The sequence below is a fragment of the Streptomyces sp. JLYT201 genome, from assembly GCF_059448825.1.
Genome location: NZ_CM182551.1, coordinates 4,936,068 through 4,959,265, shown reverse-complemented (window position 1 = coordinate 4,959,265; position 23,198 = coordinate 4,936,068). Strand labels below are relative to the sequence as shown.

27 protein-coding genes and 1 tRNA gene are annotated in these 23,198 nt (G+C 71.4%); 6 read left to right on the top strand and 22 right to left on the bottom strand.

Going from position 1 to position 23,198, the window contains the following annotated elements; translation table 11 throughout:
* Nucleotides 1-310: 310 nt before the first annotated feature.
* Nucleotides 311-1,078: a hypothetical protein gene (locus AC5WAM_RS20505; protein ID WP_495523438.1), complete on the bottom strand. Its 768-nt coding sequence runs from the start codon at nt 1,076-1,078 to the stop codon at nt 311-313.
* A 201-nt stretch (nt 1,079-1,279) separates the two neighbouring features.
* On the opposite strand from AC5WAM_RS20505, the gene AC5WAM_RS20500 reads away from it, so the two are divergent.
* A complete protein-coding gene (locus AC5WAM_RS20500; RefSeq protein ID WP_495523437.1) occupies nt 1,280-1,705 on the top strand; it encodes a DUF6233 domain-containing protein in 426 nt (141 codons plus the stop codon).
* Between the two features lie 6 nt (nt 1,706-1,711).
* On the opposite strand, the gene AC5WAM_RS20495 is transcribed toward AC5WAM_RS20500, so the two are convergent.
* The 15 genes from AC5WAM_RS20495 to AC5WAM_RS20425 all read right to left on the bottom strand — a co-directional run bounded on the left by AC5WAM_RS20495 (nt 1,712) and on the right by AC5WAM_RS20425 (nt 11,997).
* On the bottom strand, nt 1,712-2,404 hold the full coding sequence (locus AC5WAM_RS20495; RefSeq protein ID WP_495523436.1) for a hypothetical protein: 693 nt from the start codon (nt 2,402-2,404) through the stop codon (nt 1,712-1,714).
* Nucleotides 2,401-2,703 carry a hypothetical protein gene (locus AC5WAM_RS20490; RefSeq protein WP_495523435.1) on the bottom strand — a complete coding sequence of 101 codons (303 nt, stop codon included), beginning with the start codon at nt 2,701-2,703 and terminating at the stop codon, nt 2,401-2,403. The genes AC5WAM_RS20495 and AC5WAM_RS20490 overlap by 4 nt, the downstream gene beginning before the upstream one ends.
* A gap of 65 nt (nt 2,704-2,768) precedes the next feature.
* Entirely contained in the window at nt 2,769-3,239 is a 471-nt protein-coding gene (gene ssb / locus AC5WAM_RS20485; protein WP_495523434.1) for a single-stranded DNA-binding protein, read from the bottom strand.
* Between the two features lie 2 nt (nt 3,240-3,241).
* Entirely contained in the window at nt 3,242-3,484 is a 243-nt protein-coding gene (locus AC5WAM_RS20480) for a hypothetical protein (RefSeq protein ID WP_495523433.1), read from the bottom strand.
* An 18-nt stretch (nt 3,485-3,502) separates the two neighbouring features.
* Nucleotides 3,503-4,813 carry a DnaB-like helicase N-terminal domain-containing protein gene (locus AC5WAM_RS20475; RefSeq protein WP_495523432.1) on the bottom strand — a complete coding sequence of 437 codons (1,311 nt, stop codon included), beginning with the start codon at nt 4,811-4,813 and terminating at the stop codon, nt 3,503-3,505.
* A complete protein-coding gene (locus AC5WAM_RS20470) occupies nt 4,813-5,622 on the bottom strand; it encodes an LvrA C-terminal domain-related protein (RefSeq protein ID WP_495523431.1) in 810 nt (269 codons plus the stop codon). Before AC5WAM_RS20470 ends, AC5WAM_RS20475 begins: the two co-directional genes overlap by 1 nt.
* Before the next feature lie 79 nt (nt 5,623-5,701).
* A complete protein-coding gene (locus AC5WAM_RS20465) occupies nt 5,702-6,127 on the bottom strand; it encodes a WhiB family transcriptional regulator (RefSeq protein ID WP_495523430.1) in 426 nt (141 codons plus the stop codon).
* The gene (locus AC5WAM_RS20460; RefSeq protein ID WP_495523429.1) at nt 6,127-6,369 is read right to left on the bottom strand and encodes a hypothetical protein; all 243 of its coding nucleotides are present in this window, start codon (nt 6,367-6,369) and stop codon (nt 6,127-6,129) included. The genes AC5WAM_RS20465 and AC5WAM_RS20460 overlap by 1 nt, the downstream gene beginning before the upstream one ends.
* Complete coding sequence (locus AC5WAM_RS20455) at nt 6,366-7,844, bottom strand: UvrD-helicase domain-containing protein (RefSeq protein ID WP_495523428.1); 1,479 nt, start codon at nt 7,842-7,844, stop codon at nt 6,366-6,368. Before AC5WAM_RS20455 ends, AC5WAM_RS20460 begins: the two co-directional genes overlap by 4 nt.
* A gap of 84 nt (nt 7,845-7,928) precedes the next feature.
* The gene (locus AC5WAM_RS20450; protein WP_495523427.1) at nt 7,929-9,188 is read right to left on the bottom strand and encodes an AAA family ATPase; all 1,260 of its coding nucleotides are present in this window, start codon (nt 9,186-9,188) and stop codon (nt 7,929-7,931) included.
* The gene (locus AC5WAM_RS20445; protein ID WP_495523426.1) at nt 9,185-9,481 is read right to left on the bottom strand and encodes a hypothetical protein; all 297 of its coding nucleotides are present in this window, start codon (nt 9,479-9,481) and stop codon (nt 9,185-9,187) included. The genes AC5WAM_RS20450 and AC5WAM_RS20445 overlap by 4 nt, the downstream gene beginning before the upstream one ends.
* Nucleotides 9,478-10,074 carry a hypothetical protein gene (locus AC5WAM_RS20440; RefSeq protein ID WP_495523425.1) on the bottom strand — a complete coding sequence of 199 codons (597 nt, stop codon included), beginning with the start codon at nt 10,072-10,074 and terminating at the stop codon, nt 9,478-9,480. Before AC5WAM_RS20440 ends, AC5WAM_RS20445 begins: the two co-directional genes overlap by 4 nt.
* Entirely contained in the window at nt 10,071-10,817 is a 747-nt protein-coding gene (locus AC5WAM_RS20435) for a BN159_2729 family protein (RefSeq protein ID WP_495523424.1), read from the bottom strand. The genes AC5WAM_RS20440 and AC5WAM_RS20435 overlap by 4 nt, the downstream gene beginning before the upstream one ends.
* Nucleotides 10,814-11,413, bottom strand: coding sequence for an RNA polymerase sigma factor (locus AC5WAM_RS20430; RefSeq protein WP_495523423.1), 600 nt, complete (start codon nt 11,411-11,413; stop codon nt 10,814-10,816). Before AC5WAM_RS20430 ends, AC5WAM_RS20435 begins: the two co-directional genes overlap by 4 nt.
* 80 nt (nt 11,414-11,493) lie before the next feature.
* Entirely contained in the window at nt 11,494-11,997 is a 504-nt protein-coding gene (locus AC5WAM_RS20425; protein ID WP_495523422.1) for a hypothetical protein, read from the bottom strand.
* 230 nt (nt 11,998-12,227) lie between these two features.
* Here AC5WAM_RS20425 and AC5WAM_RS20420 point away from each other — a divergent pair, with 230 nt between their 5' ends.
* Entirely contained in the window at nt 12,228-12,653 is a 426-nt protein-coding gene (locus tag AC5WAM_RS20420) for a helix-turn-helix domain-containing protein (protein ID WP_495523421.1), read from the top strand.
* 451 nt (nt 12,654-13,104) lie between these two features.
* The gene (locus AC5WAM_RS20415; RefSeq protein ID WP_495523420.1) at nt 13,105-14,484 is read left to right on the top strand and encodes a tyrosine-type recombinase/integrase; all 1,380 of its coding nucleotides are present in this window, start codon (nt 13,105-13,107) and stop codon (nt 14,482-14,484) included.
* A 262-nt stretch (nt 14,485-14,746) separates the two neighbouring features.
* Here AC5WAM_RS20415 and AC5WAM_RS20410 read toward each other — a convergent pair whose 3' ends face one another.
* Nucleotides 14,747-15,082, bottom strand: a complete 336-nt coding sequence (locus AC5WAM_RS20410) for a DUF6344 domain-containing protein (RefSeq protein WP_366796168.1) — start codon at nt 15,080-15,082, stop codon at nt 14,747-14,749.
* Between the two features lie 323 nt (nt 15,083-15,405).
* On the opposite strand from AC5WAM_RS20410, the gene AC5WAM_RS20405 reads away from it, so the two are divergent.
* Together AC5WAM_RS20405 and AC5WAM_RS20400 are read left to right on the top strand one after the other, a co-directional pair.
* Nucleotides 15,406-15,534, top strand: a complete 129-nt coding sequence (locus tag AC5WAM_RS20405) for a DLW-39 family protein (RefSeq protein ID WP_003999697.1) — start codon at nt 15,406-15,408, stop codon at nt 15,532-15,534.
* Nucleotides 15,535-15,782: 248 nt separating this feature from the next.
* Nucleotides 15,783-17,300, top strand: coding sequence for a hypothetical protein (locus AC5WAM_RS20400; RefSeq protein ID WP_495523419.1), 1,518 nt, complete (start codon nt 15,783-15,785; stop codon nt 17,298-17,300).
* A 20-nt stretch (nt 17,301-17,320) separates the two neighbouring features.
* On the opposite strand, the gene AC5WAM_RS20395 is transcribed toward AC5WAM_RS20400, so the two are convergent.
* Nucleotides 17,321-19,333 carry a serine/threonine-protein kinase gene (locus tag AC5WAM_RS20395; RefSeq protein WP_495523418.1) on the bottom strand — a complete coding sequence of 671 codons (2,013 nt, stop codon included), beginning with the start codon at nt 19,331-19,333 and terminating at the stop codon, nt 17,321-17,323.
* Between the two features lie 52 nt (nt 19,334-19,385).
* Nucleotides 19,386-19,934, bottom strand: coding sequence for a helix-turn-helix domain-containing protein (locus AC5WAM_RS20390; protein WP_138960712.1), 549 nt, complete (start codon nt 19,932-19,934; stop codon nt 19,386-19,388).
* 184 nt (nt 19,935-20,118) lie between these two features.
* Here AC5WAM_RS20390 and AC5WAM_RS20385 point away from each other — a divergent pair.
* Nucleotides 20,119-20,191 (top strand) — tRNA-Ala (locus AC5WAM_RS20385).
* Here AC5WAM_RS20385 and AC5WAM_RS20380 read toward each other — a convergent pair.
* The 3 genes from AC5WAM_RS20380 to AC5WAM_RS20370 form a co-directional block, all read right to left on the bottom strand.
* Entirely contained in the window at nt 20,165-21,013 is an 849-nt protein-coding gene (locus tag AC5WAM_RS20380) for a low temperature requirement protein A (protein ID WP_495523417.1), read from the bottom strand. The two genes, AC5WAM_RS20385 and AC5WAM_RS20380, sit on opposite strands and share 27 nt — an antisense overlap.
* Nucleotides 21,014-21,324: 311 nt before the next feature.
* Nucleotides 21,325-22,191, bottom strand: a complete 867-nt coding sequence (locus AC5WAM_RS20375) for an LPXTG cell wall anchor domain-containing protein (RefSeq protein ID WP_495523416.1) — start codon at nt 22,189-22,191, stop codon at nt 21,325-21,327.
* 208 nt (nt 22,192-22,399) lie between these two features.
* Entirely contained in the window at nt 22,400-22,807 is a 408-nt protein-coding gene (locus AC5WAM_RS20370; RefSeq protein ID WP_366796173.1) for a rodlin, read from the bottom strand.
* Between the last annotated feature and the right edge of the window lie 391 nt (nt 22,808-23,198).

Sequence of the window (23,198 nt, the reverse complement as noted above, 5' to 3'; positions counted from 1 at the left end):
GCGGCGGGGCCACAGGCGGCACAGCCTCGGCGGCTGTGGGTGTGCGGGGTGCGGCGCTCGTTGTCCGCCACGGCGGGGTCTCCCCGGGCTCCGGGGGGCGGGCGGGCAGCGGGGCACCGGGCGGGATGACACGGGTCGGGGTGACAGGCGGGGGCGCGGACGGCGGTTGGGCATCAGGGCCGACGCCGAGGCGGCGCAGAAGGCTGCGGACACGGCGCTCGTCGGGCCCGGGTGTGGATGTGGGCATGGGTTCCCCAGGGCATGAGGGCGCGGCTGTACGACACGCCGCGCGCGGAGGGCGGCGGGTCGGTCAGGCGCTGAAGGCGACCGGGGCGGGCGGGAGCGCGGCGAGGTGCGGCTCGCGCTGCTCGATCTCGGCGCGGAGTTGCCCGCGGATCACGCCGTCGGAGGGCGACTCGAAGCCTGCGGCGACGATGGCCGTGCGCATGGCTTTGGTGCCGGGGCGGAGGCCGTCGTCGTAGAGCGGGCGGATGGCCGCGCACCGGGGGTCGCTGTACTCGATCGGCTCCGGCGCGGGCGCGCGCTCCAGGGCGGGCTCGGGCTCCTCGGCGGACGCGGGCGGCGCGACGGTGGCCGTCACGGGCTGCGCCTGGGGGATGACGGGCGTCACGCGCACGGGCGTCGCAGCGAGGTGCAGCAGGTGGCCCAGGACGAGCGGCGGGATGCACGAGACGGCGACGACCAGCCACACGGGCGGGCGCGGCTCGGCGGTCCAGTGCCCGGTCACGAACATGTGGGAGACCGGCTGGGCGCTCATCGCGGTGGCGAGGGAAAGCCAGGCGCCGAGGACGGCGGAGGTCTTGCCGGGGGCGCCCTTGGGGCGCTTGCTGGCGACCGCGGCGGCGATGCCTGCGTAGGCGGCGAGGACTCCGGCCATGCCCCAGGCGAGGGTGTCGTTCCAGCCTGCGAGTTTGCCGAGGTGGTGTTCACCGGGGGCGCACATGATCATGACCCAGGCGGCGACGACGGGGCGTCCGACGTCGGTGAGGAGGGATACCCAGCGCGGGGTTGGGGTGTCGTACGTGGTGGTGGGCGCACTAGGGTGCAGCTCAGCCATAGGAGGTCACTCTCCTGTGGTCAGAGCCCTGGCCGGACCCGGAATGTCCTTGGCCGGGGCTCGCTTCGTTGGAGGTGACGCCCTACGGGGGGCATCTGCCGTCACGACGGTACCGCGCGTGCGCGGGGGGTGCTACGGGTTCAACGAGTGGCGGGCGGTGAGGGGCGTCATGTGCGCGCCACTCGATCTACCATCGAACGTATGAGCGAGCTGCCTCCGGATCCGCCGCGCCTCCGCGCGATCCTCGCGCACCTCGACGCGGCCCTCGCCGACAACGCCACGGTGAGCACGTACCTACGCCTCCAGCGGGACGCCGTGCGAGCCGCCCTCGCCCGCGCCGAGCAGCCCCAGGCCGCTGCTCCACCCCGGCCGCCGCAGCGCCCGGCCGCGATCGCGTCCTACTCCGCCTCGCGTGCCGACCGGAGGACGACTGGCTTCGTCGTTCAGCAGAAGCGCACTGCGACCGGGCCCGAGCCAGCCATGATCCATGCCGACGACTGCCCCATGGCCGAAGGCCGGACTCACCCGATCACCGGGAACGACGCGCGTGCAGCGCTCACGGACCCGAATGTCGAACCGTGCTCGTTCTGCCGACCCGAGTCAGACCTGGGCATGGACGTGGCCTGACGGGTGTCATGCCGCGTCACCGGGCGCCTCCTCGGTCCACGTGCGGCCGCAGTCCTCGCAGCGCACCACCGGCGGCGCGCCGTCCCCGCCCTCGACCACCAGTTGCCCGCCGCACGGCGCCGGGCACGGCTCCGGCACGGCCTCCGTCCGCCGAGCCTCCCCAAGGGTGCGGCGGATCATCTCGGCGCCCATCGCCGCGACCTTCGCCACGGCCTGGTGCTCGCCCTCGTCGAGCGCGCGGAACGGGCCCGGCACCGCGCGCACCCGCAGCGCCAGCCACTCCGCGGCCGCCGGGGCGTCCCGCTGGCCCGTGAAGCGCCACCGACGTGGATCCGCCCCATCCTTCGCCGCGAGGAGCACGACCTGGCGGTGAAGCTCGTCCCCCCAGCCGCGCCCCGTCGCAGCCGTCACGGCCGGGCGCTGCACGCGTGACGCCAGCCAGTCCGCAGCCGTGACGAGACCCGCCTCGATGGTCGTCATGACGTCCAGGACGTCCACGTTGACGGGTGTCGGGCGCGGGCCGGGCGCGTCCGGGTTGGTGTCGGCGCGCTCCTCAGCGAGGGCCTGGCGTTCCTCGTCGTCGAGGAGGCGGGCGATGCCCATCGCCGGGGGCCAGCTCGTCGTCAGGCGAGTGCCGGCCGCCTCCTGGAGCGCGCTCCAGCGCTCGGTGATGGTGTCGAGATCGTCGGCTGCGGTCACGGAACCAGCTCTCCTTCCCACCGTGCGAGGTGCTCGCTGGCCTCGGCGTGGGCCGCGGTGAGGTGCTCGTGATCCGCGAGGAGGTCCTGGAGGGCGTTCCAGCAGCACGCGGCCAGGTCGTACAGCTCCCGCTCGGTCTCGGTGGCGAAGCGGCCGGGCACGGGCGTGAGGCCGGTCGCGAACGTCAGAGCCCGGATCTCGTCGAGGCGCTCCGGGGGCAGCTGCTCGCGATCGCGGTTCGCGCGCGTGGCCGAGGGGCGAACCGGTTCCGGTTCCTGGTTCCTGGTGGGGTTGGACATGGGTGCCTCCGGTGTGGGGCCGGGGCGGGTCCCTGCGTGGGGCCCCTGTCCGTGTGGGTGCTGGGTTAGAACGGGGGTTCGTTGGTGGTGGCTTCGACGGCCCAGGGGTCGTCTTGGGGCGGGGCCTGGCGGCGCTGCTGCTGGGGGGCGGGCCGCTGCTGTCCGCTGTTCTGCTGGGCGCTGGCCTTCGTCACGGTGGCCGTCGCCCACACGAGGTTCGGGCCGATCGAGCGGATCAGTAGGGCGGGGCGGCTGTGCTTCTGGCCGTCCTTCTCCCACTGTTCGGTGCGGAGTTCGCCGGTGACGAGGACCTCCATGCCCTTGGCGAGGGTCTCGGTGGCGTTCTCGGCCAGGCGCTCCCAGGCGGTGCCGTGGACCCAGAAGGTGTCGCCGTCCTCCCACTGCTGTGTCTGGGGGTTGAGGCGGCGGGCGTTGAAGGCGAGGCGGATGTTGACGACGGCTTTGCCGGACTGGGTGAAGCGGAGTTCGGGGTCGTCGACGAGGCGTCCGACGCCCGTCATGGTGGGCAGAGGCAAGGTCAGTTCTCCTTCGTCGTGGGGTCGTTGAGTGGGCGCCACGTGGTGACGGCTTGTTCCACGGTGCCTGTGGCGGTGCCGTTGAGGCGGTTCATGTGGTTGGACCAGAACGTGATGCGGGCGAGAGCAGTTCCGGGTTTCGTGTAGGGGCCTTCGTGTCTGGTCCACTGCTGGCCTCTGGCGTTCGTGATGCGGATGACGGCGCGGTAGACGGTGCTCCCGTCGGCGCCGATGTTTCGTGCCATGGGGGTCTCCTAGGTGGGTTAGCCGGTGGCGCCAGTGCTGCTGTAGCCGCGTATGTCGGTGTCGATGGGGGTGTAGGGGACCCAGGGCCAGGAGCCGCGCTGGCCCTGCCGGAGGAACGGCGGGAACGCGCGGTCGTCGCGGAGGCCGCGCCAGGGGACGAGGCGGCGGGCGCGGTCCTCGTCGGCGCTCTTCTCGTCCTCGACGGGGCGGAGCCCGAAGCCGAACTCCGGCCACCTGAGCCACAACGAGCTACCGGCGGGACGGAGGGCGCGGGGGCCGAAGCCGGACCCGTGCGGGGCGTGCGCTTCGAGGACCATCGCGCAGTTCGCCGTCACCCGGGCCTCGTTCAGGGCCGTGGTGACGCGGCGGGCGTGGTCCTCCGATGACGGGTCGCCGGTGTGCAGCTGGTAGATGGGGCCGATGACGAGTAGGTCGGGCATGACGGTCTCGACGCGGCGCATCAGCCACGCGCGCCCTTGGGCGCGGGTGAGGTCGACGCCTTCGGGGCGGCAGTCGATGTGGATCTGCCCGCGCTTGACGGGCATGTGGGAGCGGGCGGCGGCGTTCATGAGCGGCCGGTAGTGGCGCCGGTTCTGGGGCTCGCTGTTCTCGCAGTCGAGGACGAGGACCTTCTTCGGCCCGTGCTCGCTCGGCATGATCGTGAACGGGTTGACCCCGGCCGCCGTGGCGACGGCGATCTGCCGCAGGAGGACGCTCTTGCCGCCGCCCTCGCCTGCGGTGAGGATCAGCCGGTCTCCGTGCTCCAGGAGGCCGGGGATGACCCAGTCGTAGGTGTCCTCGACGGTGAGGAAGTCGTGCATGTCCGTGACGGGGGTGTCAGCGGCGGCGCGGCCTTGGTCGCGGACCTCGCGGGCGAGCGCGACGGCGTCCTCGGCGAGGTCGGCAGGAGTGCCGGCGGTGGGGTCGTAGCCGGACTGCATGATGCGGCCCCCGGCGGCGATGAGGGCGCGGCGTTGGGCGAGGCTGCGGATGATGTCGGCGTAGTGCTCGGCGTGGGAGACGGTGGGGACGTCCTGGAGGAGCTGGTGGAGGTAGGCGGGTCCACCGATCCGGGTCAGGGTGCCGTCGGCCCGTAGTGCGTCGGTGAGGGTGATGGGGTCGACGGGCAGGCCGCGGTCGATGAGGGCGCCAGCGGTGGCGTGGATGGTGGCGTGGGCGGGCCGGTAGAAGTCGGCGGGGGTGACGAGCTGGTGGACGCGGCGGGCGTCGCGGCCCGCGAAGGAGAGGGCGCCGAGGTAGGCCTGTTCGGCTTCGGCGTCGTTGGGCTGAGCGCGGCTGAACAGCTCGTCGTCGGGCGGGGCGGTCATCAGAAGACTCCTCGCTCTGCGGGATCGGTGTAGCGCTGGGGGGTGCCGGGGATGGGCGGCTGGTTGTGCGCGGGGATGGGTTCGAGGGCGTCGTCGTAGCGCTCGCCGTTGAGCCAGGTCGCGGGGTAGGGGATGTACTGCGCTGCGGTGTGGGCGGCGCGCCACTGGGCGGCGTGCCGGGCGGCGGCCTTGACGATGGCGGCCGGGTTGGCGCCGCGCTTGATGGCGGCGGCCCAGGCACGCCGCGCGGCACCCTTGGCGACCTTGCGGGGGTACGCGGCCCAGAAGGCGTCGAAGGCCTCGGCGTCTGGGGTGGGTGGGGCTGGAGGGTGTGTATTAACACTCTCTGTTTTTAGGGGTCCGGGATTTCCGGACACTGAGATCGGTTCAGCGTCCGGGATTTCGGGACACTGAGGTGTCTCGACGGGTTCAGTGTCCGGGTTCTCGGGACACTGACGGGAGCGGTCAGTGTCCGGGATTCCCGGACGCTGAGAGGTGGGTTCAGTGTCCGGAGTTCCGGGACACTGAGCGGGTGCGAGAGCCACGATCTTGTACTTCGCGGCGGCGTTCTTCTGCCCGGCCGTGACCCGCTCCAGCACCCCCTTCGCCACGAGCGCCTTCAGCACGTCGTACAGGCCGGAGCGAGACACGGACGCCCGGCGGAGGATCTGCGGATCCTCCACGCGGCTCCAGGTCGTGCGCGTCTCGTCGAGGGCGTCCTCCGCCAGCACCGCGAGGAGCAGCCGCTCCCGGTGCGTGAGCGTCGAGGGTGCGTAGTCGAGCACCTCGACGTACAGGCGGTGTCCCACGTCCTGCCCTTCGTCGATCTGGGATGTGCTGGTGGCCGTGGGCCCGGCGGCCGGTCTCATCCGCCAGGCCCACGGCGGCCTATCCGGCAGCGCGTACCTCCGTGGTCCCGGTGGCGGCCCACTTGCGCTTGCCCGCCGCGTTCGCGTCTCGGCACGCGCGGTCGATCGGCTCTCCACGGCGGAGGTGACGCTGGTAGGCGCGGCGGGTCCCGCACGGCGCGGGCGCACGGCGCGCGCGGGCCTTGGGTTTCCGTAGCGCAGGCTTCTGCTCGGCCTCGCGCTCCCGCGAGACCTCGTAACGCTGGGCGCCGGTGAGGCCTGCGATCAGGCCCGCGCGCAGTGTCTTGGCCACGCCAGTCTCACGCTTCAGCACGGCGTCGAGACACTGGGGCCGCACCGGGCAGGCCGCGCAGATCTCCAGCGCCTTCGCCCGCATCGTGCCGTCGAACCAGAGGTCCGGGTCCTCATCGCGGCAGGCGGCCTTCAACTCCCACTCCCGGTCCATCACAGCCACTCCTTCGGCGTGTGCTCGGAGGCGTCGGGCCAGATCGTCCAGCACGTCACCAGATCCCCGACGGGGTCGGCGTCGTGACGGGCGTCGGGGGGCGCGACGGCGGCCGTCGGATCCGATGTCTCGTTGTCCACAGGCTGGGGATGCTTCTGCTTCTCGGGCGTGACGGCCCACCAGATCAGGACGACGGCCCACAAGGAGTTCAGGGCCACCGCGGCCCACAGGCCGGGCGTCACGCGGCCACCGCCTTCACATCGGCCAGCCACGCCAGCGCGCGGTCGTCGAGGACTTCGCGGGCCCGTGTGACGGCGACGTACGCGAGCCGCGCCTCCTCCCGCCGGATCGTCACCAGCCCCGTGGAGGGGTCCGGCGACGGGGCCCGGAAGTCGTCGTGAATCCGCACGCGCGGCCACTCGCGGCCCTTCGACCGGTGCGCGGTCGAAACGACGAGCGCGGCCTGGTCCTCGGCGACGAGCTGCTCGGTGGCCGCGACGACGGCGGCCGGGCCGTGCGTGTCGACGAGGCGGACCAGGACGCGGAGGTCGGCGCCGTCGGCCTCCTCCTCGGCGTACTGCCGCACCGCGTCCCAGGACGGGAAGCCGCACAGCTCGGGGTGGTCGGTGTCGCGCCCGGCCTGGAGGGCGGCGGCGGCTTCCGCGAGGCGCTTCATGTCGGCGCCGCCGCCGACGAGCGCAACACGGACGCCTTGGCCGAGGCAGTGCATGACGACTTCCATCGCGCCCGCGTTGGTCCGGCAGAGGACCGCGTCCGGGTCGGACAGAGCTGCGAGGCGGGATTCGACCTGCTCGAAACCTTTCAGCCGCAGCCCCGTGCCCACGACGTACAGCCAGGCGTTCGCCGCCTCGGCGATCGCCGGGCCGAACCGGAACGACTGCGACAGCGTCAGCTCCTGCGCGCCCGCCGCCGCGAACTTGGCCAGCGCGTCGTTCGCGCCGCGCCACTCGTAGATCTGCTGTGCCGAGTCGCCGACGACGATGCGCTGGGCGTGCTCCTGAGCCTGTACGACGGCCGCCAGGACGTCGTTGGTGTCTTGCGCCTCGTCGAGGAGCACGACGTCCGTGTCCAGCTTGGCGCCACCGAGCTGCCACATCTTCAGGTAGTGGTCGTGGGCGAACTTCAGGACGCCGTCGGGCTTGAGGAGGTCGCGCCAGGCGGCGCGGGCCACGGGGAGCACCAGCTCGGCGAGCTGCTGGACGGTCGCGGCCTTCTTGAGGCTCGGCTTGCGCGGGATGTGCCGGGCCGAGACCTCCGGGTGCGCCGAGTAGCACCAGTTAGCGATCGTCTCCAGCGCGTACCGCATGATCCGCTTCGACGGCATCGCGACGACCTCGCCGAGGTCACCCGTGATCCGGGCGACGCCGGGGCCGATCACGTCGGAGACGCCGAGAAGCTGAGCAGCCTTGTGCGCGGGCTGGCGCGGGCCGTTGAGTCGGTGGGCGTAGTCCTTGCCGATGGCCCTGAAGGCCAGGCTGTGCGCCGTGGAGCACGACGCGTTGCCGGGGAAGCTGCGCTGCGCGTCGGACGCGATGCTCTTGTTGTACGCGACGTACAGCATGCTCGCGCGCGGGTCCGCCTTCGCGATCAACTTCAACGTCGACGACTTGCCGCACCCGGCACCGGCCTGGAGCACCAGGTCCGTGCCGTCGCCGTAGGCAGCGATCGCCTCGGCCTGCTCTGGGGTGGGGTCCACCACTGGGGTGCACCTCCTTTCCGGGAAGGTGCGGGCCCGCCCCGCATGGGGGGAAGTCGGGGCGGGCCCGCGGTCAGTGGTGGATCAGGCGGCCTGGGCCGCGCCGTCGGAGCCGTCGGCGGCGGACTCCTCGGCGTCCTCATCGAGGCCATGGAGCATGGCGACGAAGTCGTCAGCGCCGTTCTCACGCGCGGCGTAGGCCGTGAGCGTGTCGAGCAGCGTCTTCGCCTCGGCAGCCGTCAGGTCGTTCGCCGACGGGACGTCACGGCCGACGATCAGCGAGGTGGCGCGGAGACGGTCGTCGCGGTCCGTCATGCCGAGCTGGGTGAAGGTCGCGTGCATGAGCCGCATCTGCGGGGGCGTCGCCCGGTTGCTGGCGGGCGCACTCGGCGCCGGGGTCGGCTCGGGCGCCGGGGCCTGCGGGGCGGGCTGGCCCGTCGTGACGGGCGTCGGCTGCGGCTTGACGGCCTGCCCGTACTCCCGGATCAGCTCCCCGAGCTTCGCGGGCTCACCCGACTTCGGGTGCAGCAGACCAGCACCGAGGATGTGGCGCGCCTCCGCCCGGCGGTGCAGCTCGATCGCGCGCTCGTACGTTAGGCCCTCGCCGACCAACTCGTCCACGATCACCTGCACCGGGTCCACGCCCTGGCCGAGCTGCTCCAGGATCAGCTCGGCGACATCCTCACCGGGGTGGTGAATCATCGCGCCGTTCAGCGGCTCGTACCGGGTCTTGGTCACGGTGGCGGTGCCCTCGACCATGTCCATCACGACGTCCAGCTCGTACTCGGCGCCCTCGCGCTGCACAGCCTTGACCCCGACCTTCGTGACCTTCTTGCCCTCGATCACGTAATCGCCCTTGGTGCGCATCGTGACGATCAGGTGGCCACGGAAGTTGAGGATCGCGTCGAGCATCTCCTGCTCGATCGGGTTGCCGGTGCGCCAGCCGCCGAAGGTCCCGCCCGCGCCCCGCTCCGAACCAGCCTGCTCCACGATCTCCAGGAGGCCGCCCTTCCCGTTCCAGAAGTGCGACCAGGAGTCGACGACGAGGACGGCGAGCCCGGCCTCCTCGGCGGCCCGGACGACCTGGATCAGGTCGCGGGGGTCGTGCCGGTCCATGGGCAGGTGGAGGAACTCGTGGCCGCCCAGGTCCGGCCGCCCGGGGACGGGCGCGTACTTGAGGGCGGAGCCGCGCTCGGTGTCGGCCACGCCGATCTGCCCGCCCTGCGCGAGGCCCTCGGCGAGGCGGAGGGCGGTCTTGGTCTTGCCGGACCCGGCCGGGCCCTGGAGCCCGATGCGGGCGCGGGCCGTCTCGCGGGTCGCAGGCTGGAAGGTGAAGGTCGTCATGACGTGCTCCGGGTGCGCTGGTGGGGCGGGGAGAGACGGAGGGGGGAGGCGGCGAAGAGGCGGAAGCGGTTCACGACGCGCATGGCCGCGCCGTAGTCACGGCGCTTGCGCCGGAACGAGCCCTCGGTGTCCGTGGCCGTCCGCCGGTACTTGCCGGACAGGTCCCGCTCGACGGCGGTCGCCAGTTCCTCGCCGTACTCCCGGCGGACGGCGGCGAGGAGCGTGGCGGCCTCGTCGGGGCGGAGAGCCCGGCCGCGTGTGAGCGCGCGGTACGCGTCGGTGTACGCGGTCACTCGTCGGCCTCCCACTCCTCGACCTCCGGGTCGAACCCGGGGCGGACGGTGATCGGCGTGACCGTGTAACCGGTCGGCTGCTCCTCGCCGTTGATGACCAGGTACAGCTCCTCGGCGTCCTCGGTCTCGTCCGGGTCGGGCCCGTCGATGACCCAGCGGTGGACCAGCGGTTCGTCCGGCAGGCGCGAGGGGGTGACGATGAGGCGGTCGCGCTGGGCCTTGTAGAGGCAGTGGGCGCGCGCCTGATCCCGGTCGCTGTAGTGGTCGAGGGTGAACCCGTCGTCGTCAGCCCGGAAGACGGTCAGCTCGTCGGCATCGGTGCGGGTGGACTCGCCCCCGGCGGGGGCGTCCTTCCTGGCCGCGCTGGTCACCTCCCTCCAGCCGCGAGCCCAGTCCAGCGTGTCCAGGACGGTCGGCATCCAGTTCTCGCTGTCGCCGGGGCGGACGAACCCGAAAGCGATCCGCTCGCCGGTCGGCTTCCCGGTGACGCTCGCGCAGCGGAAGACCCAGACCATCTCGGGTGCCTTGTAGCCGTCCTGGGTGCTGTACTCCCGGCCGAGCTGGAAGAAGGCGGTGGGGCGGTTGGTGCTCATGCCGCTTCACCACCCTCGGTGGTGACGGGCGTCGACGTCGTCCTGACGGGCGTCAGCGGGCCCGCTCTCCCGACCACGTTCGCCAGCGAGCAGCGCTCCCGGCGGCCGTCCAGCGACAGCAGAGGCATCCCGTCTCCGGCCCGCTGACCCTGGAAGAACCAGACGCCCCCTCGGGTGTCACGCTGCGGGAGCGCCAGGTCGTACACGATCCCGCCGAGCCGGAACGGCCGCGCCGCGACCTCGCCCGCACGGGCCCGAACCTGCGGCACGTCGTACGCCACCACGGACACACGGACCCCGTCACGACGGCCCTCGCCGCACACCGCGTACGGCAGGGGACGCTCGCCGTCGTGCGTGATCCCGAAGTACACGCGCCACTGCGCCCACTGAGCCTGATCCGTGATGTGCATCGCCACCAGCACCCGGTCACCATCGGACCGGATGCTCTGGAACTCCGGCCGCTCGCCGATGTGCTGCTCGATGGCGGCCGCGACCCGGCGGGCCCTCTCGCACGTCTCGTCCCAGGCGCGTGCCTGGCGCTCCAGGTCCGTCATCTGCGGCTGCGGCTCGCGGGACCAGCCTCCGGCGGCTGTGCGGTGCAGGACGACGCCGTACGACGTCTCGGGGTTGACCAGGAGACGCGAGGCGTCCAGTGCGTGCGCGACGGCGGCGGCCGGGTCGGAGCCGCTGGAGGCGATGGCCGCGCGGATCACCTTCACGGCATGGGGAAGGTTCCTGTTCACGCCGCCTCCCCGGCGGCGAGGAAGCGCTCCAGGCTACGGAGGGCCCGGTGCTGGAGGGTCTTCGCAGCGTTGAGGTGCTTCCCCATGCGGTCGGCGGTCTCCCGCACGGACAAGTCGTCGAAGAACCGGAGCCGAACGCACTGCCGCTGGGGCGCGGTGAGGACCCGCATCGCGGCTGTCACGGTCTCGGTCGCCTCGGCGACGTCCAGCGCCCGCAGGGCAGACGCCTCGGCGCTGCGGTCGCAGGCGTCGCCGTCGGGCATCTCCGCGACCGGCACCTCCCACTTCACACGGTTCGACCTGACGTAGTCGACGTGGAGGTTCCTCGCGATGGTGGTCAGCCAGGCCGCGAAGTTGTTGCTGCTGCGCCCGCCGAAGGTCTCAAGGCGACGCAGGGCCCGCACGAAGACTTCCTGGGTGAGGTCCTCGGCCAGGTGCTGGTCGTGGGTCCGGTGGACGAGGTAGCGGTACACGTCGGCACGGTGCTCGGCGTAGAGGGCGGCGAAGGCCGCGCGGTCACCCGCGCGGGCCCGCACGATCACGTCGGGCTCCGCACCTCCCGCCGTGCTGATCTTGCCGATAAGCTGGTGTGACACGACCTGAATCTCCTTTGACGTAGGGGTTCTTCGGGTTGTGCGGGGCCGCGCCGGGTCGCTTCCGGGGCGGCCCTTCTGTGTCAGGCGGCGGTGCGCTGCTGCCGCATCGCGTTCAGGACGGCGTGCGGGTCGAAGCGCCTGCTGCGGCCGACGTAGATCAGTCCGGGCCAGGTCTCGCCCTGCGCCGCCGCCTCCTGGATCTGCTTGTCGATCCAGCTCAGGGACTTGCGCAGGAACTCGGACAGCTCTTGCTGATCCATCAGCCGGTCCGGCAGGGACTGGCCCCGCCCCTTGCTGATCTGCGTTCTACGTGCATATGTAGATTTCGAGGTCAGGGGAATGTCCTCCTGGCGGAAAAGCTCCCCGACCTCCTTGTTGAGCGCTGCCGCGATGAGCCCGGCGGCGCGGGCGCTGCATTCCTCGCGGGCGGTCTTGCCGCGCCCTGCGATGAACCCGATCATTGCCCGGGATAGCCCTTCGCCCGCCGGGTCTGCTTCCTTCGTCTTGGCGGCGAGGCTCGGGATGTCCAGCCCAGCCGCCTTCATGGCGGCCCGCAGCGGGGCACCCGACTCCAGTCGTCGCATAGCGAACCTCCGGCGCATGGCCGAATCTGCGGTGTGCCGGTCCCGTTGACCTGCACTATCTACAATCTACGTGCAGATGCATATCGCGTCAAGGGTGACGCACAGGGGTGTTGGTGGGCCTGAGGAGGGGTGCACAGGGGTTATGTAGACGCACCTGTGCAGCGTCAAATCCGGGTCATCGCTCTGCGATCTACTTGCGGATGTAGATGCTGATGGCCGATCCTCGTCATGTGACGAGCCACCAGCACCACCCCGGCGAGCCTGACCATCCCGCCGAGGACCGAGCCCCTCAGGGCGAGGACCTGGCGGCACTACTGGAGCGCCTCCTGGACGAGGCGCCCGACAAGACCCAGAAAGACCTCGCCGCAGCGGCGTCCATCTCCTACCCGACCCTCAACGCCTGGATGAACAGGACCAGGGGCACGAGCCGCGTCTCCCCGGACCGCCTCCGCGCGCTAGTCGAGGCCTTCCGAGCGTGGGGCGTGACCGTCACACCTCGGGAGGTGTTCGCCGCGGCAGGCCGGCCCGTACCTGGACGGGCTGACGAGGAGCGCGAGGCCCGGCTTCTGAAGCTCTACCGGCAGCTACCAGACGACAAGCAGCGCGACGTCGTGAAGTACGCCGAGGCCATGCTGGCGGTCAGTCGCGTCTCGTAGCGCTCGGTAAGGGTTGCCTGAGGAAGGAGGGGTTTCTGAAACGCACGGGGTGTGAATGAATCCCGCCCCCGCGCATATGACAAATCCCCTCCACAGCACCACCACACACAGGTACGATCAGTCACCCGCTGTCCTCCCGGAGCGGATCACGCCATGCCGTCGGCATTCCTGGGGGGATACCTGTGTGCATCCGCATTGCCGTGGTCGACGATCTCCCACAGATCGCCATCTGGGACCCGCACGAGGTGACGATCCTCGTAGACAGGGGCACCCACCCCCACGATCTGATCAGAGAGCTTCACGCGATCCTGACGATTGATCTCGGCGCACCTGACATCGCTGGCGCCGGACTTCTCTGCTTCTGCGGGACGCGCGTAGATCTTCCACGCGCCCTCGCCCTGACGCCCACCGCGTCCGGCGCCCCCACTCTCTGATCACTGAGGCAGGTCCCGTGGGGCGACCCATCACCAACAACCCGCGCCCGGTCCCATCCAGGCGGTGCGGCTGCGAGCCGTGCCTGGAGAAGCACCCGGAACCCGCGCGGAAGAAGACGAAGGACCACACCGGCACCTGGCAGGCCCGATATACCGGGCCGGGTGGGAAGCCGGTCTCCAAGAACTTCCCGACCGAGGGCGACGCGATCGCGTTCCTGGAGAAGGCGCGCACCGAGATCCGGGAACGCACATGGCTGGACCCGACGCGCGCTGAGATCGCTTTGTGCGCGTGGCACGAACTCTGGTGGCCGACACAGGTCAAGCAGGCCCCGGACGACATCCGCCCGGAGGACTGGAACCAGGCCCAGATCCGGGACGACGGGATGTGGCGCAACCACATCAGGCCCGTCTTCGGCAGCTACCGGCTGTACGAGCTTGGCTGGCTGGAGATCCAGAACTGGGTCTGGGCACTGCACGACGAGAACGGAGGCCCGCTCGCCGCCAGCTCGGTGACGAAGTGCTTCCAGGTCCTCGACCGCATGCTCACCGCGGCCAAGCTCGACAAGCGCATCCCCTACAACCCGGCCGAGGGCATCACGCTGCCGACGATCAAGAAGCAGCACCCGGAAGACCGGCGGCCGCCGACGTACGCGATGCTCTGGCGCATCCGCGCCTTTCTCCCCAAGTACTTCCACGCCCTTCAGATCGTGGCCCAGGAGACAGGGCTCCGCTGGGGCGAACTGGCCGGGCTGCGCTGGTGCTGGGTCGACTTCAAGAAGCGCGTGCTCCACGTCCGCGAGGTCCTGACCGAGACCCGCGGCCGCATCCGGCGCAAGGCCTACCCCAAGAGCGATGCTGGTCTCCGCTCGGTACCGCTGACCGGGCTCGCGATCCGCGTGTTGCGCGAGTTGTTCGCCGAGGAGCCGGACGCCAGCACCAACGTGTCCCAGCCGGGCGATGGGCTGTGCGAGGACGAGCTGGTCTTCCACGGCCGGAACAAGGTCAGCCGTACGACGCATCAGCCGTACCGCGCGCCGATCCGGCGGAGTGCCTTCCGGCGCCTGTGGATCAAGGCGATCGACCTTGCAGGCGTCGCTCGCAAGACGATCAAGAAGGTGTGGGTCACGGTCACCGACAAGGTGACCGGCCGGAAGCGCCAGGAGCAGAAGGACCGCGTCGACTGGTGGCCCGACTTCCACGACATCCGGCATGCCTACGCCTCGCGTCTCCACGCCCGCGGCGTGCCGGAGGCGATCACCCAGGAGATCCTCGGGCACGAGCGCGCGGGCGAGGTGACGTGGCTCTACACGCACGCGGCGGCGGACCACTGCGGACAGGTGTTGGCGGCGATGGACGACTGGAAGGCGCGAAAGGCCAGGTTGCGGCTGGTGGCCTGAGTCCAGCCGGAGTCCAAAAAACTTCCAAGATCACGGTATGCCGGGCAGGGGTGGGGCGACACCCGATGATGTAGACGGATGTAGAGGCTGGCAGGCGCATGATCCACTGACCTGCGCATACGTCCTGAGCCGCATTGTCCCTGATAAGGATGAGGCCACAGGTTCAAATCCTGTTAGCCCCACCAGCAAGAAGACCCCCAGCCGATACCGGCTGGGGGTCTTCTGCGTGAGTGACGTCACTGCTCGGGGGTTCGCTCGGGGGTTACGGCTCCGCGGCGAGGCTCGCGCTCGTGAGGGCCCCTGAGGCGTCGTCCGCGGCCTCCGCGTCCGTCGTCGGGAGGTGGCGGCAGCTGGGCGTCGAGCCGTGGGCCTCGGCGCGGATGCGTTGCTTCATGGTGGGCGGCAGGGACCGTTCGTACGCCATTGCCCAGGCGGCGAGCACGTGCTCCTGTGCGCTCGTCGTGCTCTTGCACGTCGTCGTGGCGTCCTGTACCGGCGTGGCCGCGGCCGCCGAGGAGGCGAAGCCGAGCGCGGCGAACAGCGCGAGGACGGCGGAGACGAGCGTGGCCCACAGCTTCATGGCCTTCGTGGCGGGCATGACCCCTCACTTTCGGGTTGGGCGATTTGCGTACTTTCCTCATGATGTGTATGCGGGGCCGACAGTGGGGGACCGACGCTCGCGTCGCGCCGATGTTCAGATGAACACCACCCAGATGGGTGCAGGAGGCCCGAGAAAGCGGGAAGCGGGGCAAGATCGGCGAACCCCACCGGGGACGGAGCGTAGGCGGAGGGATTCAGTCCGCATCTACTGCGGTGTCCGGGAGGGGAGTTGAGGCCGATCCAGGTCACCGATCGGTATCGGTCGGTGTGTATAGTCGGGCGCCAGAAGTCCCCTACGTCAAGGAAAGACGAGGTCGCGCGGTGAAGAAGCTTCTCCTGGTCGCACTGGCCGCCATCGGCGGGCTCCTCGTGTACCGCCAGATCCAGGCGGATCGCGCCGAGCAGGATCTGTGGACGGAGGCGACTGACTCCGTGCCCACGGGTTCGTGAGTATCGACGGCAGTCTCGTCACAGGGCCCCGATCGCTAGAGCGGTCGGGGCCCTGTGCTGTGCGAGGGGGCTTTTGTCCCGCTCCTCCTGGGCCGGGCTGCTGACACTCGGCCCGCGCGTATGACGTTCCCTCGCCGGGGCGGGAGGGGCTGGTGCCGCACCGGACGGCGGCCGCGGCCCCCTTGATTCACTTACGCAATTTCATTGCTTGCTTGGGCAAATCAATGGAGGGTGAGGTGGAGAGCGGCGTGACGCGGCACCGGGCGAGCCGTCGGACGGTGGCGGGCGCGGGGGCCGCGCTCCTGAGCGCGGTGTGGTGCGCGGCCGCGCTCCCCGCGGCCGCGCTCCTCGCGACCGCGCACGCTGCCGAGACTCCGCAGCCGTATGCCTTCGCCGATGGCGCACGGGCCGTCACGGGTACGCCGAGCAGCACCGGGAGCCGCGCGCTCACGCCGGGATCGACGTACAGGAGCTCCATCAAGCCCCCGGGCCCCGGCGGCACGACCCAGCTCTACTACCGGCTCGACCTGGGCGCCAAGGACAACGTCTACGTCTCCGCCACCGCGCTCCCCGGCCTCGGCAGCCAGGTGGGCTTCGCGGACGGCATCCGGGTGTCCGTCGAGGACGCGAACGGCTTCGACTGCGACGCGGGCTCCTCACGCTTCGGTGCCTCGCGCAGCCCCCGCCCCCTCACCGCGTCGGCCTCGCGCACCGTCGGGCCGGACGGGCGCCGGTGCGCGACGGCAGGCACCTACTACGTAGTCGTCGAGCGGACCGTCGACTCCAGGTCGTCGATTTCGTCCGCGACCGAGAAACCGTCCACTTCGGAGAGCTGGGATCTGGAGCTCCACGTCACCTCGGAGCCCGTGCTCGCCGAGCGGGGCGCCACGACACCGCCCCGGACGGGAGACCCCGGCACACCCGCCCCGCCCGCGGGCCCGGCCCTCCCGCGCGCGGGAGGCAGCAGCTTCAGCACGGCCAAGGCCCTGGACCGGGGCGTGTGGGGCGACGAGGTCGAGCCGGGGCGCACGCGCTACTACCGCGTGCCGGTGGACTGGGGCCAGCGGCTGTCCGCCACGGTCGAGGTCGGCGGGGCGCGGGGAGCCGGGGTTCCCGGCGGGATCGGGGGCGCTGGTGGATCCGGGGGTTCCGGCAGGTCCAGGGGGTCCGGGGCGAGCGGCGGTGCGGCAGACCGCGAGTACGTCACGTCCGCGCTGGTCGTGTCCGTGTTCAACCCCGCGCGCGGCCCGGTCGACGACATGGACACCGCGTACGACGGCCGCCAGAAGTCGGCCGCGCTGCCGACACTGCCGACGGTCGCCTACGAGAACCGGTACGCGCCCCTCTCCAAGGTCGCCGCGGTGCGGTTCGCCGGGTGGTACTACCTGGCGGTCACTCTGGACCCGGACGTCGGCGCGCAGTTCGGCGAAGGGGCGGTCGGACTGACCCTGCGGGTGGGCGTCTCCGGAGAGCAGCGGCCGGGACCCGACTACGTAGGGGCTGCACGGCCCGCGGACGCCTTCGGCGTGACGGAGCGGGACGAGGCGGCGGCACGGGGCGGCGCAGGAGGGGACGACGCCTCCGGCGGGCCCGGCCGGCGCGGCGCGGACCGTGGCGGGGCGACCGCCGCGGGTACGGGCGGCGACGAAGCCATGAAGGTCCTGGCCGCGGCGGGCATCGGCACCGGAACGGTGCTGGTGACCGTGCTGGGGGTGTGGACGCTTGTGGGGCGCAGACGGGCGGCGGGGCGCCGCGCTTCGGCCTGAGGGCGCCCCCGGATCCTGCCTCAGATGCGGGACAGCGCCCAGAAGCCCACCGCGAAGCAGACCAGCGCGGCGAGCAGCATCGGCAGGGCCACCTTCACGGGCGGGCCGTTGCGCCGCGGCCGGGCCGCGTGGGACCGGGCAGGTCGGGAACGGGCGGCGCGGGGGCGCGAGGGCTCCTTCGGCGGCGCCTCTGCTGACTCCGCGCGCCCCGGCGGCAGTAGGGCTTCAACCGGTGCGAGGGGTCCCGGAATCGGGGTGCTCGGGTGGGGAACCTGCGCCGGGTGAGCGTATGCGTAGGCGCGCCGCACCGAGGAGCCCGTGACCCGTGAGAGGCCGTCCTCCGCCGGTGCGGTCGGACGGGGGGATGCCGCGTGGGCGGGTTCGGAGGCGAGCGGGGTGTGCGCGGGGGGAGTGGGCGGCTGCGCGGGCTGCGGGGGCGCCTGCGTCGGCGGGGGCAGGTGGAAGCTGCCGGTCTCCGACATCGGGGGAGGCGGAGGGAGCGGCGGCGGTGGCACGAGCGGTTGAGCTGCGGGGGGCGTGGAGGGCGTGGCGGGCTGAGGTGCGGGTGGGGGTGGTGTGACGGGGCGCTGCGGTGTGGACGGTTCCGTCAGGGGGAGCTGGGGCAGGGGTGGGCGGCCCACGGGCGGTTGCCCGAGGGGCGGTTGACCGGTGGTCGGCTGGCCCGCAGCGGGCTGGGGCATGGCCGGTTGGCCCACGGACGGCTGCTCCGTGGGCGGCCGCGGTACGGACGGCGGCGTGTGCGGCTGGGAGACGGACTGCTGGGAGACGGACTGCTGGGCGCCGAGCGGGTGGGCCGGGGGCTGATGGGGCGAGACCTGGTGGGCTGCGGGCTGCTGGGCCGAGGGCGTTTGAGCCGAGGGCAGTTGAGGCGAGGTGTGCTGAGAAGCGGACGGCGGAGAGGCGGCGTGCTGAGCCGCGGCGTGTTGAGCGGCAGCGTGCTGAGCCGCGGTGTGCTGCGAAACGGAGTGCTGAGCCGCGGCGTGTTGGGACGAAGGCGGCTGGGACGAAGGCGGCTGGGACGAAGGCGGCTGGGACGGTGGTGGCTGGGACGGTGGTGGCTGGGACGGTGGTGGCTGGGACGGTGGTGGCTGGGACGGTGGTGGCTGAGGTGGTGGTGGTTTGGGCGCGGGGGTGAGGGGGCCGTCGGGGCCGAACCCCTCGGGCAGCGGGCCCAGTTGGTCGAAGATCTCGACGAGCTCGTCGTCGGGGCCGGGCTCCGGCAGCACCTCGGTGGCGGAGGCGAGCGCCTTCCGCGCCCCCGCTGCGGTGCGGAAGCGTGCCTGCGGATCGGGTTGCAGCAGCGTCGCGATGACCTGCCACAGCGGCTCGGGCACGCCCCGGGGAGCGCTCGGGGTGCCGTGGGCCGCGAAGTGCTCGATGAGGGCCTTGGCGTCCGGCTTGGCGCCCTGCAGCAGATAGAGGGCGACGAGGCCGACGGCGAAGAGGTCAGCGGTGAAGTCCGTTTCTGCGCCCAGCATTTGCTCGGGCGCGAAGTATCCGGGCGTGCCCACCACGTAGTCCGTCTCGGTCAGCCGTGGCTCGCCCTTGCGCATCGAGATGCCGAAGTCGGACAGGCGCAGATGCGGGCGTCCCGTCCCGGTGGCCTCGAGCAGTATGTTGGCGGGCTTGATGTCGCGGTGCACGACGCCTTCCGCGTGCACCGCGGCGAGACCGGCGAGGAGCTGATCGAGGAGCGTGCAGCAGAAGCGGGGCGGCAGCGCTCCGTAGTCACCGATGACATGGGCGAGCGAGCCGCCGGTGACCAGGTCCATGGTGAACAGGACCTGGTCGTCGTCGGCGGCCCAGCTGGCGGGGGCGAGCACGTGCGGGTGGTCGATCCGCAGCGCCTGCTCCCGCACGAAGCGGAGCAGCGTATGGGCGTTTCTCTGCTGCAGGACCTTGGCGGCCACATACCGGCGCCGCCGCTGGTCCCAGGCACGCCATACGGCGCCTACTCCCCCGCGGCCGATCGGGTCGACGAGTTCGTACCGGCCGGCGAAGACCTCACCCATGGTCGTGCCCCGCTCCCCTTCCGGGCCGCCCGGCAGCGGCCCGGCCGACGGCTCAGCTCTGGTGCGCCTCGTAGTGGGCGACGGCGTCCGCGGTGCGGCCCGCCCCGTACACCCGGAGGAACTCTGCCAGTTCCGGGTGGGTCGGGGCGAGGGAGTCCGCGGCATCGATGATGTCGCCCGCCGCCGCGACGGAGCGCAGCAGCGACTGGATCTCGCGCACCACGCGCTTCACCGTGGGGGCGCCCGAACTCGACGTGGTCTGGGTGGTGTTGGTCAGTACGGAACCCCCCTGGGACTTCTTGATCTCGTCCATGCGGTCGGTTGCCTCGGCGGCGCTCACGCTGCCGTCCGCGACCTGCCCGGCCAGCTCCTGGAGCAGCTGGACGCGCTGGACCACGGCCGGATTGCCGATCTTGGCGCGCTGGCCGCTCATGAGCTGGGACAGCATGGGCGCGGACAGGCCGAGCACCCCGGCCAGCCGTGCCTGGTTCAGGCCCAGGTCGTCAATGAGGCGACGGAAGAGTGCCCCCAGCGGCTCCCCGTACCAATTCCGCTGGAGTTCCCGTGCTCTTGCGGTTGATTCCTGCTGTGCAGCGTCCATGTTGCGTCTCCCCATCGCTTCCCCATTGGACTGCGGTTCGCTGCCGCGAACCACGTCGAGCATCTTACGGAGAGTGGTCGCGCACGGGGACCCCCAATCCTTTTGCGAGATCCCCGGTGGGACCCGGTACTCTGGTCTGCGACGCTCCCCGGGCCGTGATCTTCACGTACCGGTGTCGTTGTCCGGGGCCTTAGCTCAGTTGGTAGAGCGCTGTCTTTGCATGGCAGATGTCAGGGGTTCGACTCCCCTAGGCTCCACCCCTGGAGAGCCCCTTTGACCTGCGGAAACGTAGGGTGAAGGGGCTCTTTTGCGGTACTGGTCAGGGCTGTGGGGCGGCGAGCCGGACGCCGGTGGCGACCGTGCAGGTCAGGGCGGGGCCCGCCAGGGGGACGGCCCAGTGACCGGCGAGGCTGCCGGCCAGGACCAGGACGGCGCCGACGGGCAGGACGGCGTGCTGAGCGGTGCCGCGCTTGAAGTGACGGGCGTGCCCGGCCCAGGTCGTGATCATGAACAGGGCGGTCGGCAGCGCCGAGATGTGGGCGTGGTGGGTGGGCCTGCTCGACGGCGACCTCGATGCCCGCGCCGATCGCGGCGGCCGAGCCGAAGATCACATTGTGGCTGTAGGCCCAGAGGAACGAGTGCTGGTGGGTGGCCAGGTACTCGTGGATGGGCACGGCGAAGTAGATCCAGAACGCGGCGAAGACGATGGGCAGCCCGCCGACCGCGATCGGCAGCAGCTCGTCCAGGGCCGCGGACCCGTCCAGGGCCGAGCGCACCGCGACGGTGGCGGCGGCGATGGTCTCGCCGAGAACGATGAGGGTGAAGAGGCCGTAGCGCTCGGCGATGTGGTGCAGGTGCCAGGTGGTGCGGTAGTGCTGCTCGGCGAAGGCGGGCACCGCGAGGTCGGCGACGGCCAGCGGCCCGAGCCCCCACCACCAGGCGGCGTCCGGAAGCAGCAGGACGACCCAGCTGGCCTGTACGGCCACGAGGCCGACGGCGTAGCGCAAGGCGGTCTGCCGGGCGGCCCTCCTCTCGCCGCGCGCGGCGCGCAGCCACTGGAAGGCGAGCGCCACCCGCATGGCGGGCTGTCGTGCGCACGAGCGGTACTACTGACCGGCCGTGCCCCACGCCTGACGGGGTGTCCTCGCTCATCGCCGTGCCTCCCGCGCCCGCGTCCGGCCGTATGGCGGCCGTTTGCTTCCAGAATGTCCCGGGACGGGGTGGGCCGCAGCACGTCGTAGGTAAGCGTGCGTGGATGTTCGCGCACGCAACCAATGTGGGGCCCGCCTTGAGGTGCCAAGGCGGGCCCCACATCGATCTTCCTGGCATTTTCGCAGGTCAGAGGCGCTTGGTGGGATGGCCGGGTGGTCGCTGACCCTGGTTCAGATCATTACGCTCGGTCACCGAATCGGCGGTTCAGGCGCCGTACGAGCACTCCGGCGCCGATGAGGAGGCCGCTCGCGGTGACCAGGGCGACGGTGCTGCCGGAGCCGGTCTGGGGCATCTCCGGCGGCCGAGAGGTGCTGGGCGACGGCGACGGCGGCCCCGAGGTGGGCGGACCCGAGGTCGGCGGCTGCGAGGTCGGGGGCTGCGAGGTCGGCGGAGTGGAGGTGGGGGGCTGCGACGTGGGCGGCTGCGAGGTGGGCGGCTGCGTCGTCGGAGGCGGAGTGGTGGGCGGCTTCGTCGTGGGCGGCGGGCTGGAGGGGGTGTCGCCGTAGCCGGAGGGGCCGTGGTCGTCGCCGTAACCGGAATCCTTGGGACCGCCGTAACCGGTCTCACCGGCGTCTCCGTAGTCGTCCGCGTAGCCGTGCTCGCCGGTGTCGCCGTAGTCGGAGCCGTGCGTGGCGTCGTCACCGTCATCGGGTGCGTCCCCGCGGTGGGTGGAGGGCGTGTCCGCGGCGGGACCGTGGTGGCCGTACCCGTCCTGGTGCCCGTATCCGTCCTCGTCCTGGTGGCCGTGTCCGCCCGCCGTTGACGGGGCATCAGTCCGCTTGTCGGTGACGGGCGATGGGGGCTCGGCTCTTCTGGCGGCGGCGCTGTCGGAGGCCGCGTCGCCCGACGGGGACTCGGCCTTCCGCGCGGTGGACCCCGCTGGGGCAGGTGGTGCCGCCGCGGCCGGGGGTGGCGCGTGCACCTCGGCCGCTCCTGGCGTCTGATCGGCGTCCCCGGCCAGGGCCGTGCCGCACGCGACGCCGACGGCGCAGGCCGTACCGACGGCCATGGCCAAGGCCGTCCCGGACTTTCTCAGAACTCGCATGATCGATCCCTCCATGCAGACAATCTGGTTAATCCGCATCCAAACAGGGCACTTTTGCTCTGCCGCCGATGACTCGCGGAAGGGGATGCGTGCCGCTCGCGCCTTCACCCGACCGGAAGACGAGCGGCGGGCGTGGCGCCGCCGAAGACGCGTTCGGGGCCGACCACGGCGGTGGCCGGCCCCGAACGGTGGCGGGAGGGAGGAGGCGTCAGTGGTTGCCGGCGCCGTTGCCCGAGAGGATCGGGATGTCGCTGAGGATGTGCGACAGCGGCTCGTCGCCCTTGGCCTGCGTCGAGTTCTCGACACACTGCTGGTTCTGCGGGGCGGACAGGACGTTGATGTCCTGGACGGCGACCGGGACCAGGCCGACGATGGAGCCCGCGTTCACCTTGGCCGGCAGGCCGATGCAGGGCTTGTTGAGCGAGCCCTGGACGAGTGACATCTGCGGGCTCATGTCACCGTGCGTCGCGGAGTTGCCGAACGCCTGCGAGGCGCCGTTGCCGCTCTTCGAGGTGGTGCCCGAGTCGTTGCCGATGGCGAGCGCCTGCGGGGCCGCGACGGCCGACATGCCCGCGACGGACGCGGCGATGGCGGCGGAGGCCAGGACCTTCTTCATGTGGGTTCCCTTCGGAAAGTGGCTCCGTTACGGAGCCGCGTGATGATCAACTGAGTGATGGCGCTGGAGTTGCGCCCCTCGACCCGGTCGGCCCATTAGTGAGGTCATCGCTCAAAACGTGGAATCGTGGCTCCGACCGGGTGTCGCTCAGGTATTACAGGGGTGTCGCCCGTGCGTATCCGAAGCGACCACCCGCTGTTTTGCCGGGCGGGCAATCAGGTACGTAGGTCAAGTACGCAAAAGGCGATCGAGTACGTAAGACAGCGAAAGCTTCACGGTGTCGAGGTGAGGGCATGAGCAACCCTGGCGGAAAATGGCAGAGGCAGGGTGTCATTCCGGTCAGCAGGCGTTCCTCGGAATGCCGTGTCGAGCCGATCTATGAATCGCTTCT

Coding starts and splice junctions, on each gene's coding strand:
- AC5WAM_RS20370 (WP_366796173.1), bottom strand. CDS start 22,807: ATGAAGAAGGTCCTGGCCTCCGCCGCCATCGCCGCGTCCGTCGCGGGC.
- AC5WAM_RS20425 (WP_495523422.1), bottom strand. CDS start 11,997: ATGCGACGACTGGAGTCGGGTGCCCCGCTGCGGGCCGCCATGAAGGCG.
- AC5WAM_RS20500 (WP_495523437.1), top strand. CDS start 1,280: ATGAGCGAGCTGCCTCCGGATCCGCCGCGCCTCCGCGCGATCCTCGCG.
- AC5WAM_RS20375 (WP_495523416.1), bottom strand. CDS start 22,191: ATGCGAGTTCTGAGAAAGTCCGGGACGGCCTTGGCCATGGCCGTCGGT.
- AC5WAM_RS20390 (WP_138960712.1), bottom strand. CDS start 19,934: ATGGACGCTGCACAGCAGGAATCAACCGCAAGAGCACGGGAACTCCAG.
- AC5WAM_RS20380 (WP_495523417.1), bottom strand. CDS start 21,013: ATGCGGGTGGCGCTCGCCTTCCAGTGGCTGCGCGCCGCGCGCGGCGAG.
- AC5WAM_RS20475 (WP_495523432.1), bottom strand. CDS start 4,813: ATGACCGCCCCGCCCGACGACGAGCTGTTCAGCCGCGCTCAGCCCAAC.
- AC5WAM_RS20505 (WP_495523438.1), bottom strand. CDS start 1,078: ATGGCTGAGCTGCACCCTAGTGCGCCCACCACCACGTACGACACCCCA.
- AC5WAM_RS20465 (WP_495523430.1), bottom strand. CDS start 6,127: ATGGACCGGGAGTGGGAGTTGAAGGCCGCCTGCCGCGATGAGGACCCG.
- AC5WAM_RS20450 (WP_495523427.1), bottom strand. CDS start 9,188: ATGACGACCTTCACCTTCCAGCCTGCGACCCGCGAGACGGCCCGCGCC.
- AC5WAM_RS20490 (WP_495523435.1), bottom strand. CDS start 2,703: ATGTCCAACCCCACCAGGAACCAGGAACCGGAACCGGTTCGCCCCTCG.
- AC5WAM_RS20480 (WP_495523433.1), bottom strand. CDS start 3,484: ATGGCACGAAACATCGGCGCCGACGGGAGCACCGTCTACCGCGCCGTC.
- AC5WAM_RS20410 (WP_366796168.1), bottom strand. CDS start 15,082: ATGCCCGCCACGAAGGCCATGAAGCTGTGGGCCACGCTCGTCTCCGCC.
- AC5WAM_RS20395 (WP_495523418.1), bottom strand. CDS start 19,333: ATGGGTGAGGTCTTCGCCGGCCGGTACGAACTCGTCGACCCGATCGGC.
- AC5WAM_RS20440 (WP_495523425.1), bottom strand. CDS start 10,074: ATGAGCACCAACCGCCCCACCGCCTTCTTCCAGCTCGGCCGGGAGTAC.